Origin of the sequence: Hydrogenophaga sp. (assembly GCF_041913525.1) — a bacterium.
GTDB lineage: Bacteria > Pseudomonadota > Gammaproteobacteria > Burkholderiales > Burkholderiaceae_C > Hydrogenophaga.
The window spans coordinates 212306-227298 of sequence record NZ_JAYSFD010000001.1 but is presented as its reverse complement, the minus strand read 5'-3'; the positions used below and the strand labels follow the sequence as shown (position 1 = coordinate 227298).

The 14993-nt window shown below is 67.9% G+C and carries 15 protein-coding genes; 11 read left to right on the top strand and 4 right to left on the bottom strand.

Going from position 1 to position 14993, the window contains the following annotated elements:
• Window positions 1-39 precede the first annotated feature (39 nt).
• Window positions 40-1059, top strand: a complete 1020-nt coding sequence (locus tag ACE3RQ_RS01115; protein ID WP_374519060.1) for a glycerophosphodiester phosphodiesterase — start codon at window positions 40-42, stop codon at window positions 1057-1059.
• Window positions 1056-1340 carry a hypothetical protein gene (locus tag ACE3RQ_RS01110; RefSeq protein WP_374519058.1) on the top strand — a complete coding sequence of 95 codons (285 nt, stop codon included), beginning with the start codon at window positions 1056-1058 and terminating at the stop codon, window positions 1338-1340. Before ACE3RQ_RS01115 ends, ACE3RQ_RS01110 begins: the two co-directional genes overlap by 4 nt.
• 5 nt (window positions 1341-1345) lie before the next feature.
• Here ACE3RQ_RS01110 and ACE3RQ_RS01105 read toward each other — a convergent pair whose 3' ends face one another.
• Window positions 1346-1810 (bottom strand): Cd(II)/Pb(II)-responsive transcriptional regulator, encoded by a 465-nt coding sequence (locus ACE3RQ_RS01105; RefSeq protein WP_374519056.1) that lies wholly within the window; start codon window positions 1808-1810, stop codon window positions 1346-1348.
• 83 nt (window positions 1811-1893) lie between these two features.
• Between ACE3RQ_RS01105 and ACE3RQ_RS01100 the strand changes: the two genes are divergently transcribed.
• From ACE3RQ_RS01100 to ACE3RQ_RS01060, 9 genes are all read left to right on the top strand, one after another.
• On the top strand, window positions 1894-2535 hold the full coding sequence (locus ACE3RQ_RS01100; RefSeq protein WP_374519054.1) for a cation transporter: 642 nt from the start codon (window positions 1894-1896) through the stop codon (window positions 2533-2535).
• A 58-nt stretch (window positions 2536-2593) separates the two neighbouring features.
• The gene (locus ACE3RQ_RS01095; protein ID WP_374519052.1) at window positions 2594-2983 is read left to right on the top strand and encodes a hypothetical protein; all 390 of its coding nucleotides are present in this window, start codon (window positions 2594-2596) and stop codon (window positions 2981-2983) included.
• 79 nt (window positions 2984-3062) lie between these two features.
• Window positions 3063-4430, top strand: coding sequence for a hypothetical protein (locus ACE3RQ_RS01090; RefSeq protein ID WP_374519050.1), 1368 nt, complete (start codon window positions 3063-3065; stop codon window positions 4428-4430).
• 2 nt (window positions 4431-4432) lie between these two features.
• The gene (locus tag ACE3RQ_RS01085) at window positions 4433-5836 is read left to right on the top strand and encodes a multicopper oxidase family protein (protein ID WP_374519048.1); all 1404 of its coding nucleotides are present in this window, start codon (window positions 4433-4435) and stop codon (window positions 5834-5836) included.
• Complete coding sequence (locus tag ACE3RQ_RS01080; RefSeq protein ID WP_374519046.1) at window positions 5836-6354, top strand: plastocyanin/azurin family copper-binding protein; 519 nt, start codon at window positions 5836-5838, stop codon at window positions 6352-6354. The genes ACE3RQ_RS01085 and ACE3RQ_RS01080 overlap by 1 nt, the downstream gene beginning before the upstream one ends.
• A 5-nt stretch (window positions 6355-6359) precedes the next feature.
• Window positions 6360-6842 carry a DUF411 domain-containing protein gene (locus tag ACE3RQ_RS01075; RefSeq protein ID WP_374519044.1) on the top strand — a complete coding sequence of 161 codons (483 nt, stop codon included), beginning with the start codon at window positions 6360-6362 and terminating at the stop codon, window positions 6840-6842.
• Window positions 6843-6862: 20 nt separating this feature from the next.
• Window positions 6863-7225, top strand: a complete 363-nt coding sequence (locus tag ACE3RQ_RS01070; protein WP_374519042.1) for a copper-binding protein — start codon at window positions 6863-6865, stop codon at window positions 7223-7225.
• A gap of 128 nt (window positions 7226-7353) precedes the next feature.
• Window positions 7354-8928, top strand: coding sequence for a methyl-accepting chemotaxis protein (locus tag ACE3RQ_RS01065; RefSeq protein ID WP_374519040.1), 1575 nt, complete (start codon window positions 7354-7356; stop codon window positions 8926-8928).
• Window positions 8929-9002: 74 nt separating this feature from the next.
• Window positions 9003-10382 carry a TAXI family TRAP transporter solute-binding subunit gene (locus ACE3RQ_RS01060; protein ID WP_374519038.1) on the top strand — a complete coding sequence of 460 codons (1380 nt, stop codon included), beginning with the start codon at window positions 9003-9005 and terminating at the stop codon, window positions 10380-10382.
• Here the strand turns inward: ACE3RQ_RS01060 and ACE3RQ_RS01055 are convergent.
• The 3 genes from ACE3RQ_RS01055 to ettA form a co-directional block, all read right to left on the bottom strand.
• Window positions 10343-12406, bottom strand: coding sequence for a DUF1631 family protein (locus ACE3RQ_RS01055; protein WP_374519036.1), 2064 nt, complete (start codon window positions 12404-12406; stop codon window positions 10343-10345). The genes ACE3RQ_RS01060 and ACE3RQ_RS01055 overlap by 40 nt on opposite strands.
• 100 nt (window positions 12407-12506) lie before the next feature.
• Window positions 12507-13055 carry a DUF1415 domain-containing protein gene (locus ACE3RQ_RS01050; protein ID WP_374519034.1) on the bottom strand — a complete coding sequence of 183 codons (549 nt, stop codon included), beginning with the start codon at window positions 13053-13055 and terminating at the stop codon, window positions 12507-12509.
• Window positions 13056-13060: 5 nt separating this feature from the next.
• A complete protein-coding gene (ettA, locus tag ACE3RQ_RS01045) occupies window positions 13061-14722 on the bottom strand; it encodes an energy-dependent translational throttle protein EttA (protein ID WP_374519032.1) in 1662 nt (553 codons plus the stop codon).
• Window positions 14723-14993: the final 271 nt, after the last annotated feature.

Sequence of the window (14993 nt, the reverse complement as noted above, 5' to 3'; positions counted from 1 at the left end):
CTGGCAGAATGCGCGCCAGATCCACGTCCATCCGGCCCCATGAAACGCCCTGCCCCACCCCTGGCCCACGCCGCCACGGCCGTCGCGCTGCTGCTCGGCCTGATGGCCGCGCCCGCGTCGGCCTTTGATCTGCAAGGCCACCGGGGCGCGCGGGGCCTGGCGCCTGAGAACACCCTGGCGGGCTTTGAGCGCGCGCTGGCCGTGGGCGTGAGCACACTGGAGCTGGACGTGACGCTCAGCGCCGAGGGCGTGCCCGTGGTCACGCACGACACCACGCCCAACCCCGACATCACCCGCGATGCCCAGGGGCAGTGGCTCAAGGCACGGGGCCAGCCGTTCTGGCGGCAGCCGCTGCAGGCCATCCAGGCGCTGGACGTGGGCCGCATCCACCCGGCCAGCCGCTACGCCCGAGACTTTGCCGCGCAAGAGCCGCGCGACGGTGAGCGCATCCCCACGCTGGCGGCGGTGTTTGAGCGAGTGAAGGCGCTGGGCGCCACGCAGGTGCGCTTCAACATCGAGACCAAGGTGAACCCGCTCAAGCCCGACGAGTCGCCCTCGCCTGACGCGCTCACGCGGGCCGTGATCGAGGTGATCAAGACCCACGGGGTGGCAGAGCGCACCACGCTGCAGAGCTTTGACTGGCGCACGCTGCAAGTGGCCAAGAAGCTCGCACCCGAGCTGCCCCGCGCCTACCTCACGGCCCACTTGCCGCGCTTTGACACGGTGAGCAGCGGCGACTGGACGCTGGGCCTGAAACTGGCCGACCACGACGACGTGCCCGCCATGGTGGCGGCCGCCGGCGGGCGCATCTGGTCACCGCACTTTGGCAACCTCAGCCGCGCGGCCATTGAGCGCGCACACGACCTCGACCTGCACGTGATCCCCTGGACGGTGAACGAGCCCGCTGACATGGAGCGCCTGGTGGACTGGGGTGTGGACGGCCTCATCACCGACTACCCCGACCGCCTTCGCCACGTGCTGGCCCAGCGCAACCAGCCCTTGCCACCGGTGGTGTCATTGCCCGCCACTTCCTCGCGCACCGCGCGCGCCGAACCATGAGCCTGCACACCCACCTGCCCACCCTGCAACACCTGGCCCAAGACCTGGTCGCCCTGCGTGAGGGCAAGCTCGGTGCCCACGCCTTCAGCCAGCAAGCGCGCACCCACACCGAGCTGATCGCCGCCCTACCGCCGAAGTTCGCGCCGGTGCTGCACGGCCTGCTGGACCGACTGGAGTCAAGCGCCCTGTTCGACGCCGAAAGTTGCTCATTCAGCCAGCGCGACCTGCTCGACAGCCTGCAGCTCTGGCTCGACAAGGCCGAGCAAGCCTTGCGCGCCTGAGCCGCTCACACGTGCCGGCGAGCGCCCGCACCCGCCTTGGGCAAGGGCGAATCGGCCCGCTGGTGCAGCGCCTCGATGATGCGGCAGTGATCGCCCGAGCCGTCGCAGCGCTCGCGCAGCGCGCGCAAGTCGCGCTCCAGCGCCCGCAATTCGCTCAGGCGGGCGCGCACGTGGGCCAGGTGCTCGTCCAGCGCGCTGCGCGCCGTGGCGCAGTCGGCCTTGTTGCCCAGGTCAAGGTCCAGCAGGGTGCGCACCTCGTCTAGCGACATGTCCATGGCCCGGCACAGGCGAATGAAGCGCAGGCGGTGCAGGTCGGCCTCGCTGTAGAGGCGGTAGTCATTGGCCCCCCGGGCCTGGGTGGGCAACAGGCCCTCGCGCTCGTAGTAGCGGATGTTGGCAGCCGACACGCCGCTGCGGCGCGCGGCTTCGCCAATGCGGTGCACAGGGGTATCGTCAATCGGTTCGCGCACGGGCTTGACCTTGTAGTGGCTTGAAGGTTTCCAATCATGGCACTCAGGCGATTTCGCCGCCAACCCCAACTTCAGGAAACCCCATGGCCTGCGCCCACGACCATTGCCACGACGACCAACCCGATGCCACCACCGACCCACGCTGGCGACGCGCCCTGTGGATCGCCCTGGTCCTGAACCTGGGCATGTTTGTGGTGGAACTGGGCGCCGGCCTCAGCGCCAACTCGGTCTCGCTGCTGGCCGACGCGGTCGATTTCGCGGGCGACGCGGCCAACTACGGCCTGTCGCTGGCGGTGCTGAGCATGGCCGTGGTGTGGCGCAGCCGCGCGGCCTGGGTCAAGGGCGCGTCGATGCTGGCCTACGGCCTGCTCGTGGTGGCCAAGGCCATCTGGGTGCTGCGCAGCGGCACCGTGCCCGAGCCCATGACCATGGGCGTGGTGGGCTTTGTGGCCCTGCTGGTGAATGCCGGCGTGGCCTTCATGCTGTACGCCTTTCGCACCGGCGACGCCAACATGCGCAGCGTGTGGTTGTGCTCGCGCAACGACGCCTTGTCCAACGTGGCGGTGATGCTGGCGGCCCTGGGCGTGTTTGGCACCCAGTCGGCCTGGCCCGACCTGCTGGTGGCCGCCGTGATGGCCTCGCTGGCGATCAGCGCCGGCTGGTCGGTGCTGCGCCAGGCAAGGGGCGAGCTGGCCCTGCACGCCGAGCGCGCCCGCGCCTCTTGACACAAGCGCATACCCCCGGACCGGGAACCTCAAGACCCCCGCCCGTATCATTCGCACCATGCGCTTCTGGATCGTCGCCCTCATGATCGCCCTGCTGCCCCTGCGCGGCTGGGTGGGCGACGCCATGGCGCTGGAGCGGCTCGCCCACACCCCCGAGGCACCTGCCGTGGTGGCGGCGCTGGTGCACGACTGCCAAGAGGCAGCGGCGCCCGAGGCCAGTTCGAGCGCCACGCACGCCACGCACGCCGACAGCCATGGCCAGGCCGCCCACGCCGACCAGGCCCCGCACCACAGCCACCTCAGTTGTGACCTGTGCAACGTGCCCGCGCTGCACCCACCCGTCCCGATGCTGGCCACCGACACGGCGCCCCACCCCCTGCGCGTCATTTCGCAAGAGCACTTCGCCAGCGTCGAGCCGCAACGCGACCGCAAACCCCCCATCGCCTGAGATTTCACACCCTAGGTGCGCCCGAAAACCGCCAACAGCGGCGTCGAGGCGAACGCTTTCGTGATCTCAGGAGACCCACATGACCCCATGGCGGCGGAGCTTTCCGCCCATTGACCTGCGCCCCCTGGCGCTGGCCGCCGGCCTTCTGGCCAGCGCGGCCCAGGCCCAGTCAAACCCGGCCGAACTGGCGCTTTCTGCCACCAACCCCAACGTGGCCAGCACCGCCCCGGCCATCCCGGCGCTGCCCGAACCGGTGAACGCCAGCGCCCCGCCCCTGCCGACCGATGCCGCCGAGGCGCTGGCCATCTGGCGCCGCGCCAACGCCCGCGTGGCCGAGTTCCCACGCGGCCATGTTGACCTGCTCAAGCAAGAGCCCGCGCCGCCCGCCGCCGCCGACCGGCGGGTGCCCCCCCTGACCTGGGCCGAGGCCCTGCAAGTCGCCTTGCGCACGCGCCCCGATCTCTTCGTGCGCCTGGGCAGCAACGCGCTGGGCCGTGGCCAGGTGCAGGCCGAACACGCCGCCTTTGTGCGAGAGGTGCAAGCGGCCTGGATCGACGCCATCGCGGCCACCCAAAGCGCGCGCTACCGCCAAGAGGCACTGGAAGCTGCCCGCGTGGGCACCGAGCTGGGCCGCCGCATGGTAGTGGCGGGCAACTGGCCCCAGGCCCGACTGATGCGCGAGCAATTGGTGGAAGCCAGCGCCTGGCAAGCCGCGGCCGACGCGCAGGCGCGCGCCCAGCAAGCCCTTGAGCGCCTGGCGCAAAAACTCGGCCTGTGGGACGCGGCTGCCGTTCAGGCCCTGGCCCAGCGCCTGCCCGATGGCCTGCCGGCGCTGCCTGAGCAAGCCCTGCCCGGCAAGGACTTGCGCGTGACCGACATCGAAGCCGCCGCGCTGCGCAGCGACCCGCACCTGGCGCAGCAACGCGCCGAAGCGCTGGCCGCCATGCAGGCCGTGCCCGCCGAGCGCTGGGCCGCCTGGCAACAAACCACCGACGCCGCCATCGCACAGGCACAAGCCCAGGGCAAAGCCCCCGAGCTGACCGACCGCACGCTGGTGAACGACCACGCCCTGTCCAACGCGGTGCAGGCGCAGGCCGAGCTGCTGCGGCGAGGTGCCCAGCGCCGCGCCGATGCGCGCCTGGCCTGGGCGGCCGTGCCGCTGCGCCACGCCAGCGCCCGCCACGCCGAACAAGTGATCGGCCAACTGCAAACCGCCATTGAGCAAGACACGCTGCAGCGCTACAACGGCATGCTGCTGAGCACCTGGGACCTGCTGGCCAGCGCCCGCGATCGCCTGGCCAGCCTGGACGCCGCCCTGCAGGCCCGCGCCGAATTCTGGCTCGCCCAGGCCAACTGGCAGGCCGTGCTGGCCGGTGCCGACCACGCCGGACGCGAGCCCGCCTCTTCTTCTGCGGCCGCCCCGGCCGCCAACGCCGCAGGACACTGACCATGAACCTCCAACGCCGACACTTCTTCGCCGGTGCCGCCACCGCCGTGGCGGCCGCCAGCGTGAGCCGCGTGGCCCTGGCCGCGCTGCCCGAGGCGGTGCAACAAACCTCCGCCGACACCGCCGGCCCCTGGACGCCGCCTGGCGTCACCGGTGCGGGCCGCCCTTACCAACCCGTGGTCACGCTCAACGGCTGGACCCTGCCCTGGCGCCTGAACAACGGCGTCAAGGAGTTCCACCTGGTGGCCGAGCCGGTGGTGCGCGAAATGGCCCCAGGCTTTCTGGTGAACATGTGGGGCTACAACGGGCAGAGCCCCGGCCCCACCATTGAGGTGGTCGAAGGCGACCGGGTGCGCATTTACGTGACCAACCGCCTGCCCGAGCACACCACCATCCACTGGCACGGCCAGCGCCTGCCCAACGGCATGGACGGCGTGGGCGGCCTGAACCAGCCGCAGATTCCAGTGGGCAAGACCTTTGTGTACGAGTTCACCGCGCGCCGTCCCGGCACCTTCATGTACCACCCGCACGCCGACGAAATGGTGCAGATGGCCATGGGCATGATGGGCTTGTGGATCACCCACCCCAAGGGGCGGCACCCGCACATCGCCCCGGTTCAGCGCGACTACGCCTTCCTGCTCAACGCCTTTGACGTGCAGCCCGGCAGCTTCACCCCCCAGGTGAACACCATGCTGGAGCACAACATCTGGGCCTGGAACAGCCGCGTGTTCCCCGGCATCACCCCCCTGGTGGCCCGCCTGGGCGACCGCGTGCGGGTGCGCGTGGGCAACCTCACCATGACCAACCACCCCATCCACATCCACGGCATCGAGTTCGAGGTGACCGGCACCGACGGCGGCCCCGTGCCCAAGACCGCGCGCTGGCCCGAGGTGACCACCGACGTGGCCGTGGGCCAGATGCGGCAGCTGGAGTTCATCGCCGACGAGCCCGGCGACTGGGCCATGCACTGCCACAAGAGCCACCACACCATGGGCGCCATGGGCCACGGCGTGCCCACCATGATCGGCACCGACCACAGCGGCCTGGTGCGCCGCCTGCAGCGCGCCAGCCCCGACTACATGGTCATGGGCGAGCGCGGCATGGCCGACATGGGCGAGATGCAAATGGAACTGCCCCCCAACACCTTCCCCATGATGACCGGCACCGGCCCCTACGGCCCCATCGAGATGGGCGGCATGTTCACCACGCTGAAGGTGCGGGCCGACCTGGGCGCCAACGACTACCGCGACCCCGGCAACTACGCCTTGCCCGCCGGCACCCAGGCCCGACTGGTGGACACCGGCCAGGCCCCTGAACCCACCCGCCCCGCTGCCGCGCCAGCCAGCGACAAGGCCAACGCCACCGTGCGCAAGCCTGGCGCCAACGACCACTCGGCCCACCACTGATGAGCACCCCCCACATGAAGCGCCCACACCCCAACCGACGCACCGCCCTGGCCGCCCTGTCCCTGGCCACCGCCCTGCCCGCCTGGGCCCATGGCGAAAAGCCGCACCAGGCCAAGGGCCCGGTGGTTCGCGAACAAAAGCCCTGGGGCATCGCCGCCGACGCGCGGCAGGCCCGCCGCACGGTGGAGATCCGCATGACCGATGACATGCGCCTGAGCCCCAGCCACCTGGAGGTGAGCGAGGGCGAGACCCTGCGCCTGCGCGCCGTGAACGCCGGGCGCGTGATGCACGAAATCGTGATCGGCACCCCGGAAGAACTGGCCGCCCACGCCGATCTGATGAAAAAGCATCCCGGCATGGAGCACGACGAGCCCTACATGGCCCACGTGCCCCCGGGGCGGCGCGGCGACATTGTCTGGACCTTCAACCGCCCCGGCGAATTCGCGTTCGCCTGCCTGATCGCCGGCCACTTCGAGGCCGGCATGCGCGGCACCATCCGCGTGAACCCGAAAGGATGACCCCCATGAGCACCAACCGACGCCGCTTTTTGCTGGCCGCCACCGCCCTGGCCCTGCCGGGCCTGGCCAGCGCCCAGGCCAAAAACCCAAGCCCTGCCCCCCTGCCCGTGATGCAGGTCTGGAAAGACCCCAACTGCGGCTGCTGCCACGACTGGGTCGAGCGCCTGCAAGCCGAAGGCTTCACCGTGCAGGTGTTCGACACCGGCAACACCGCCATGCGCCAGCGCCTGGGCCTGCCCGTGAAGTACGCCTCGTGCCACACCGCGCGCATCGGCGGCTACGTGATCGAAGGCCACGTGAACCCGCGCGAAATTCGCCGCCTGCTGGCCGAGAAGCCCGATGCGATTGGCCTGGCCGTGCCCGGCATGCCGGTGGGCAGCCCGGGCATGGACGGCGAGGTGTACGGCAATCGCCGCGACCCCTACGACGTGCTGCTGGTGCAGCGCGACGGCACGGCCCGCGTTTACGCCTCGTATTTCAAATCGTGAATCACCCCAAGGCATTGCCCATGAAAACCATCGTCGCCTCCATCGCCCTCACCCTGGGCCTGTCGCTTCAGGCTCAGGCACAAAGCCACGACGCCCACAGCGCCCACACCACCGTGGCGCAGTCCGCACCGACCGCACCCGCCAGCCCCGCCAAGGCCCCTACCCTCGCCCAGGCCGAGGTGCGCCGCATCGACCTGGCCGCCGGCAAGGTCACCCTCAAGCACGGCGAAATCCCCAACCTGGACATGCCCCCCATGACCATGGTGTTCGTGGTGAAAGACCCGAACCAGCTCAAGGGCCTGAAGGTGGGCGATCGCGTGCAATTCACCGCCGAACAACTAAACGGTGCATACACCGCCACCTCCTTGGAACCAATTCGCTAAAAAACCAAGGACAAGCGACGAATGACCGTCAAGTGGCCGTCATTTGTCGCTTTAGGTTTTCTTCTGGGCGGTCGATATCAGGGTAAATACCGGCGGAGGGTATCCACCACCGCCGACCTGGAGCCCCCATGCGCAACAACCTGCCCGTCACCCAGAAAGAGTTCGTCATTCCAGACGGCGTCACCCTGGTCTCTACCACCGACCTCAAGAGCCACATCACCTACTGCAACCCGGCCTTCATCGCCGTGAGCGGCTATGACCGGGAAGAGCTGATGGGCCAGCCGCACAACATCGTGCGCCACCCCGATATGCCAGTCGAGGCCTTCCGCGACATGTGGACCACCTTGCAAAGCGGCTCGCCCTGGTCGGCCCCGGTGAAAAACCGGCGCAAGAACGGCGACCACTATTGGGTGATGGCCAACGCCACGCCAGTGATGGAAAACGGCCAGGTGGTGGGCTACATGTCGGTGCGCACCAAGCCCACCCGCCAGCAGATCGAAGCGGCCGAGGCGCTCTACGCCCGGATGCGCCAGGAGGCGCAAAACGGGCACGCCAGCCTGGCCCTCAACCGTGGGGCGGTGGTGAGCACTGGCCTCGTGGGCCAATTGCGCCAACGCTTTCAGCTCACCGTGGGTCGCAAGCTCGGCTTCGGCGCGGTGGCCCTGGCCGCCGCCGGCTTGGTCGCCGGCGCGTTGGCTGCCCCCTTCGGCACCACCGGCCTGGCCGCGGCCTGCGCCTCGCTTCTGTTGGTGTCCCTGGTGGGTGCGGCCCTGATGCGCCGCCAAGTGGTCACGCCCCTGAAAGAGGCCGTGGGCTTTGCCAACCAAATGGCCGCGGGTGACCTGAGCGCGCGCTTCCAGGTGCAGCACAAGGCCGAATTCGGTGAACTGGCGCGCGCCCTCAACCAGCTCAACGTGAACCTGCAAGCCGTGGTGTCTGACGTTCGCCATGAGGTGGAAGGCGTGCAAGTCGCCTCCAGCCAGATTGCCGCCGGCAACCAAGACCTGTCCTCCCGCACCGAGTCGCAGGCCAGCAGCCTGCAGGAAACCGCGGCCTCGATGGAGGAGCTCACGAGCACGGTGCAGCAAAGCGCCAACAGCTCGCGCGAGGCCACCCACCTGGCCATGCGTGCTGCGCAGGTGGCGCGCGAAGGCAACGCGGCCATGGAACAGGTCGTGAGCACCATGGACGACATCAACCGAAGCTCGCAGCGCATCGGCGAAATCATCCAGGTGATCGACGGCATTTCCTTCCAGACCAACATCCTGGCGCTCAACGCCGCGGTGGAGGCGGCTCGCGCCGGGGAGCAAGGCCGTGGCTTCGCGGTGGTGGCCGGCGAGGTGCGCCAGCTCGCGCAGCGCACCCTGGCCGCGGCCAAGGAAATCAAGGTGCTCATCGACGAGTCGGCCAGCAAGGTGACGCAAGGCAGCCAACTGGTGCACGACACCGGCGCCACCATCAGCAAGGTGGTGACGGCGGTGGAGCAGGTGAACGGCCTGATCACCGACATCACCGGCGCCACCGACGAGCAGTCCATGGGCATTGCCCAGATCAACCAGGCAGTGGGCCAGCTCGACGCCGTGACCCAGCAGAACTCGGCCATGGTCGAGGAACTGGCCGCTGCGGCCAGCTCGCTCACTGCCCAGGCGGCCGTGATGAACGACGCGGTGCGAATCTTCCGACTGCAGCGCAAGGGCGGCTGATCGCAGGGGGTGCACGCCCCTTCTGCAGGGCAACAGGGCGCAGCAGGGCCACGGTTGCGTGATAACGTGCCGCCATGCCCAAAACCCTGCGCTACACCCTCATCTCGCTGCGCGAGATGCTGCTGTCTTCCGGCCCCTTCGCGCTGCTGACCGTGGGGGTGATCGCCCTGGCCTACTGGTGGCTAGACCCCACCCCGCCCAAGACCGTGGTGCTGGCCACCGGTCCGGCGCAAAGCGCCTACGAAACCTTCGGCCGGCAATACGCCCAGGCCCTTGAGCGCGAAGGCATTCGCGTCGAGTTGCTGGCGTCGGACGGCTCGTCGCACAACCTCGCGCTGATTCGCAGCGGACAGGCCGATCTGGGCTTTGTGCAAGGGGGCACCGCCGACATCGGCGCCGACGACCAGGAAGCCATCGTCTCGCTGGGCAGCCTGTTCGTCGAGCCCCTCTGGCTGTTCTACCGAGAGGCACGCGCTCGCCAGCAACACCCCAGCGGCCGCCTCGACGGTCTGAGTGACCTCAAGGGTTGGCGCGTCAACGTGGGCTCGGCCGGCAGCGGCGTCCCGCGCCTGTTCGCCACCTTGCTGGACATCAACCACCTCACCGAGAAAGACCTCAGGCTGAGCGAGCTGGACCAGACCCCGGCCACCGTGGCCTTTTTGAACGGCAGGCTCGATGCGCTGGTGTTCGCCTCAGCCCCCGAGTCGCCCATGGTGCAGATGCTGCTGCAGACGCCGGGCGTGAAGCTGCTGCCCTTTTCCCAAGGCGAGGCGTACTCGCGCCGCCTGCCCTACCTCACCCCGGTGCTCATGCCGCAGGGCATGGTGGACCTGGCGAACAACCTGCCCAGCCGCGACGTGAAGCTGGTGGCCACCACCACCAGCCTGCTGGCCAACAACGGCACCCACCCGGCCGTGCTGCAACTCTTTGCGCAAACGGCCACCGAGCTGCATGGCCGGGCGGGCTGGTTCAGCCGAGCACGCCAATACCCCAACCTGGAGCACAGCGAAGTGCCCATCGCCACCGAAGCCGAACGCGCCATCAAAGGCGGCCCGCCCTTTCTGCAGCGCCACCTGCCGTTCTGGCTGGCCAACCTGATCGAGCGCATGTGGCTGGCCATGGGCCTGATCCTGGCGCTGGCCCTGCCCCTGTCGCGCGTGGTGCCGCCGCTGTACACCTTCCGCATCCGCTCACGGGTGTTCCGCTGGTACGCACAGTTGCGCGACATCGAACAGCGCCAAGAAACGGGCGAGGTCGCCGTGGACGAACTGCTGCGCGAAGTGAACGCGCTGGAGGCCAAGGTGGAGCACGTGGTCGTGCCGCTGAGCTACACCGACGAGCTGTACGCCCTGCGCAGCAACATCCACCTGGTGCGCAAAAAACTGCTGCGCGCCCGTGAGGCGCCGGCAGCCGATCAGGCCTCGCCCGATTTGCCCGAGTTCAGCAAGGCTTGACGGGCCACCGCATCCAGGGCCTCGTCCACCACGCCAGCCGCCGCGATCAGGCGCAACCGGTCTTGCTCCACCAAGCGGTCGAGGCTGCGACGGGTCATGGACATGGAACGCCCGTTGGACGTGGTGAACAAAAACAAGGTGCCGTGTGGGCTGGCCCAGGTCAGCTGACAGCGCAGGGCCAGGCCATCGTTCCACATGTCAAACCAGCTGCCCACCACCAGGTGGGTCACGGTGCGGGCGGCCAGGTCAGCCTTCACGTCGGCCCAGTCGCGCTGCACAGGCAGGGTGTCGGCAAAAGCCGGCTGCGTGGACTCGGCAGGGGCCGAGTCATGGAGGAAGTTGGTCTCTTGCGCCTCGTGGCTCTGCATCCACAACGCGGCGTCTTCCTCGCTGTGCCGGCTGCTCGGGTCATCGGCTGGCTGCTCGATGCGCTGCGTCTTGTAAGCCGCCTCATGCAGCCCCATGAGCGCCTGGAAGAAGGCCTCCGATTGCTCACGCGGGTAGCCGATGCTGTCCAGCCCTTCGCGCAGGGTGCGCAGCAGACGGGGAATGATCTTGACCAGTCGGGGCCGGTTAAGGCTGGCCAGCGCCAGTTGGCTGGACCACAACAGATCGCCCAGGATGTCGGTGTAACGGATCGCCGGTGAATCGGCTGGCGTGAGGGGCATGCCGGCACTGTCGGCCATGCGCGCGTGTGCTACCACCTGGGCCCACGGCCCAGTCAGAAAGCGTCGCACGACACCGGGAGCCTTGGGGTAGTCTTGGCGCGCGCGGAACTCATTGGCCACGCGCTCGGCCAGCAGCTTTCGCTGCTCTACCTTCACCAGGGTCTGCATGGCCTGACCACGCGCCTTCATCTGATCCGGCGGCGCCGTTTCAACTTGGTACCGCTTGAGCCGCTCCAGCAAAGCCTGGAAGCGTTCCGACAGGTCATCGCCAGGGGCCAGCAGCGCTTGCACGATCGCCCGCACCTCGCGAGCAAATCCGGCATAGGCGTCGTCCAGTTCGCTGGTGTAGGCCAGGCTGCCTTCGGTGATGGCGTCCAGCAGCCTGCGGGCGGGGTTCTGCCGGTCGGCAAAAAAGCGGGGGTCGTTGCGCGCCAGCGCCAGCAAGGCGGGCTTCATGCCCATCAGCATTTCCCGAATCGGCTGCAGCAGGCGCTTGTCAGCGGCGATCTGCTGAAGCATCAGGCTCACCACCTCGCCTGCCAGGCTGCGCGCCATGCCGCCGGTCTCCGCGCTGGACGAAGAACGGTCCAAGTTGCCAACGAGTAACTGATGCAAATGATCCAGTGTGAGCAAGCCCTCGCCTGAAAGCCCGGTGGGCAACGGCGCCGCCTCACGCCCGCCGGACGACGCCATCAGGCGGCTGGGACTGACGGGCGGGGGACTGACCACGTACACCGCTGGCTTGACCCCCGCCTGCGCAAGCTGCTGCGCCAAGTGGGTGAACAGTTGCGCCAACTCGGCGCCCAGGGCCATGGCGCCCGCCTGAAGCCAACGCGAGCGAGCAGCCGGCGAGATATGCAGCCGCTTGAGGGTGTCCATGAGCGCCCGCACAAACACATCGGCCTGCAACGACACCGCCTCGGGGCGCACCTCGCGCAACCCGAGCGCCCCGCACAGCAGAGCCACCAAGGCACCTTCGTGCTCCTCCACGGTCATGCTGACCACTTGCTGCAAGCGGGCCAACTCCACCGTTTCCTGCACTTGGTCGTCGCCCATCAACTCCAAGTCATCGAAGCCGAACGACGTGGTGGGTTGGCCTCGCCCTGCGTCGGCATCGCCGATGTGCAAGGCCTCGGCCAGGCTGACCAGGTACTGGGTAATGACGCGATCTCGGTGTTCGGTCAAGGCCACCCGAGCGCTGGCCAGGGCCTGCTTTTCCAGGGCGGTTGGCGCCGTTACCTCACGCTCTCGCAACCCGGCGTGCACTTGGTCCAACCACCTGGGCATCCACTCTCGCGTGCGCGACAGTGCATCGCTCAAACAGGCTTCAAACACTTGGGGTTGCGCTTGGGGCATGGTGCTGATCTCTCCGAGACCCGCAACATGGGTCACGATGCAATTGTCATCGCGATAACTGCACGCAATGGATTGAGGACCTGTGAAAAAAGCCACCAGTTCAGCGTTTGGCCCACAGGGCCTGCCAGCCCGCCAGGCCCAGGCGGCGCAAGGTCTCGATGTTGCGCTCGACGATCTCGTCGGCGTTACCGGCATCGGTGGCCACCGCGCGCTCGATGCTGTCTTCGCGCAGCAGGTGCAGGGTCGGGAAAGGCGAGCGATTGGTGAAGTTGGAAATGTCGTCCGGCTCGGTGCCTTCAAACTGGTAATCGGGGTGGAAACTGGCCACCTGGATCACGCCCTCCAGATCGTGCTCGGCCACCACCTCGTCGGCGATGTCAAGGAAATCGTTGAAGGTCAGGAAATCGGGAAACAAGGTGGGGTGCACCAGCAGCGTGGTGTCGATCTCCTCGGCTGGCGTGCTGGCCAGCAGGTCCAACTCGCGGTCGAGGTCGTCGAGCAGGCCGTCCACATGGCGCGCCGTGCTCACCACGATGCGCACCTGGTTCTTCACCCACACCGAGCGCGCGAAGGGGCAGAGATTCAGGCCGATCACGGCCTTCTCCACCCATTCGCGCGTGGCGGCGATCACATCGGCTTCGCTCGCCATGCCGATCAGCCCAGCGACTTGAAGCGCACGCGCTTGGGCTTGGCGCCCTCCTCACCCAGGCGCTTCTTCTTGTCGGCCTCGTACTCCTGGTAGTTGCCGTCGAAGAAGTACCACTGCGAGTCGCCTTCGGCGGCCAGGATGTGGGTGCAAATGCGGTCCAGGAACCAGCGGTCGTGGCTGATCACCAGGGCCGAGCCGGCGAACTCCAGCAGCGCTTCTTCCAGTGCGCGCAGGGTTTCCACGTCAAGGTCGTTGGAGGGTTCGTCCAGCAGCAGCACGTTGCCGCCCTCGGCCAGCATTTTGGCCAGGTGCAGACGGCCGCGCTCACCACCCGAGAGGTTCTTCACCAGCTTCTGCTGGTCACCGCCGGAGAAGTTGAAACGGCCACAATAAGCGCGGCTGGGCATCTGGAACTTGCCCACGGTGATGTGGTCCAGACCGCCCGAGATGTCTTCCCACACGGTCTTGTCGCCAGCCAGGCCATCGCGGCTCTGGTCCACGGCCGAGATCTTCACGGTCTTGCCGATGGTGACCTCGCCAGCGTCGGGCTGCTCTTTGCCGGTGATGAGCTTGAACAGCGTCGACTTACCGGCACCGTTGGGGCCGATGATGCCGACGATGGCGCCGGCCGGCACCTTGAAGCTCAGGTTGTCGATCAGCACGCGGTCGCCAAAAGACTTGGTGACACCCTTGAACTCGATCACCTCATTGCCCAGGCGCTCGGCCACGGGAATGAAGATCTCATTGGTCTCATTGCGCTTCTGGTAATCGACGTCGCTCAGTTCCTCGAAGCGGGCCAGGCGCGCCTTGCTCTTGGCCTGGCGGCCCTTGGCGTTGGAGCGCACCCACTTGAGTTCTTCCTTCATCGCCTTCATGCGGGCGTCTTCGGTGCGCTGCTCCTGCTCCAGGCGCGCTTCCTTCTGCTCCAGCCAGGTGGAGTAGTTGCCCTTGTAGGGGATGCCATGGCCCCGGTCGAGTTCGAGAATCCACTCGGCGGCGTTGTCCAGGAAGTAGCGGTCGTGGGTGATGGCCACCACGGTGCCGGGGAAGCGTTGCAGGAACAACTCCAGCCATTCCACCGACTCGGCGTCCAAGTGGTTGGTGGGTTCGTCCAGCAGCAGCATGTCGGGCTTGGACAGCAACATGCAACACAGCGCCACGCGGCGCTTCTCACCACCGGACAGCACGCCGATCTTGGCGTCCCAAGGTGGCAGGCGCAGGGCATCGGCAGCGATTTCGAGCTGGTGTTCGCTGTCGGTGCCGGCGGTGGAGATGATGGCCTCCAGCTCGGCCTGTTCGGCGGCCAGGGCATCGAAGTCGGCGTCCGGCTCGGCGTAGGCGGCGTACACCTCTTCCAGGCGCTTCTGGGCAGCGCGCACACCGCTCATGCTGGTTTCCACCGCTTCGCGCACGGTCTGCTCGGGGTCGAGCTGAGGCTCTTGCGGCAGGTAGCCGATCTTGATGCCAGGCATCGGGATGGCTTCGCCCTCGATCTCCTTGTCGATGCCGGCCATGATCTTCAGCAGGGTGGACTTGCCCGAACCGTTGAGGCCCAGCACGCCGATCTTGGCGCCGGGGAAGAAAGACAGGGAGATGTCCTTGAGGATCTGGCGTTTGGGCGGCACGGTCTTGCCGACCCGGTTCATGGAAAAGACGTATTGGGCCATGGTGGGTAGTTCTGTTCGGAAAGGCGCCCGCCGGGCGCGCAAAACCCGGGATTATCCCCGTTTGGGGCTCAGGTGCCCCCTGGGCGGCTGACCCGGGCGTCGGGCCGACGCGGCAAGACCCCGCGGCTCGTGCGACAATATGCGCTGCTTTGCACTTCAGTTGGCTGAGCACCAGCGTCTGTGCTGGGGCGCGCAACACCCCTCGTTGCCGCCACCGATCCCCTGATTTCATCGACCCCGACTGAACGGTCCTGCCCCGCGCAGGCCGACA

Excerpts from the sequence above, each read along its gene's own strand:
- ACE3RQ_RS01065 (WP_374519040.1), top strand. The coding sequence starts at position 7,354 with ATGCGCAACAACCTGCCCGTCACCCAGAAAGAGTTCGTCATTCCAGAC.
- ACE3RQ_RS01080 (WP_374519046.1), top strand. The coding sequence starts at position 5,836 with ATGAGCACCCCCCACATGAAGCGCCCACACCCCAACCGACGCACCGCC.
- ACE3RQ_RS01115 (WP_374519060.1), top strand. The coding sequence starts at position 40 with ATGAAACGCCCTGCCCCACCCCTGGCCCACGCCGCCACGGCCGTCGCG.
- ettA (WP_374519032.1), bottom strand. The coding sequence starts at position 14,722 with ATGGCCCAATACGTCTTTTCCATGAACCGGGTCGGCAAGACCGTGCCG.
- ACE3RQ_RS01075 (WP_374519044.1), top strand. The coding sequence starts at position 6,360 with ATGAGCACCAACCGACGCCGCTTTTTGCTGGCCGCCACCGCCCTGGCC.
- ACE3RQ_RS01095 (WP_374519052.1), top strand. The coding sequence starts at position 2,594 with ATGCGCTTCTGGATCGTCGCCCTCATGATCGCCCTGCTGCCCCTGCGC.
- ACE3RQ_RS01085 (WP_374519048.1), top strand. The coding sequence starts at position 4,433 with ATGAACCTCCAACGCCGACACTTCTTCGCCGGTGCCGCCACCGCCGTG.
- ACE3RQ_RS01100 (WP_374519054.1), top strand. The coding sequence starts at position 1,894 with ATGGCCTGCGCCCACGACCATTGCCACGACGACCAACCCGATGCCACC.
- ACE3RQ_RS01070 (WP_374519042.1), top strand. The coding sequence starts at position 6,863 with ATGAAAACCATCGTCGCCTCCATCGCCCTCACCCTGGGCCTGTCGCTT.
- ACE3RQ_RS01055 (WP_374519036.1), bottom strand. The coding sequence starts at position 12,406 with ATGCCCCAAGCGCAACCCCAAGTGTTTGAAGCCTGTTTGAGCGATGCA.
- ACE3RQ_RS01060 (WP_374519038.1), top strand. The coding sequence starts at position 9,003 with ATGCCCAAAACCCTGCGCTACACCCTCATCTCGCTGCGCGAGATGCTG.
- ACE3RQ_RS01050 (WP_374519034.1), bottom strand. The coding sequence starts at position 13,055 with ATGGCGAGCGAAGCCGATGTGATCGCCGCCACGCGCGAATGGGTGGAG.
- ACE3RQ_RS01090 (WP_374519050.1), top strand. The coding sequence starts at position 3,063 with ATGACCCCATGGCGGCGGAGCTTTCCGCCCATTGACCTGCGCCCCCTG.
- ACE3RQ_RS01110 (WP_374519058.1), top strand. The coding sequence starts at position 1,056 with ATGAGCCTGCACACCCACCTGCCCACCCTGCAACACCTGGCCCAAGAC.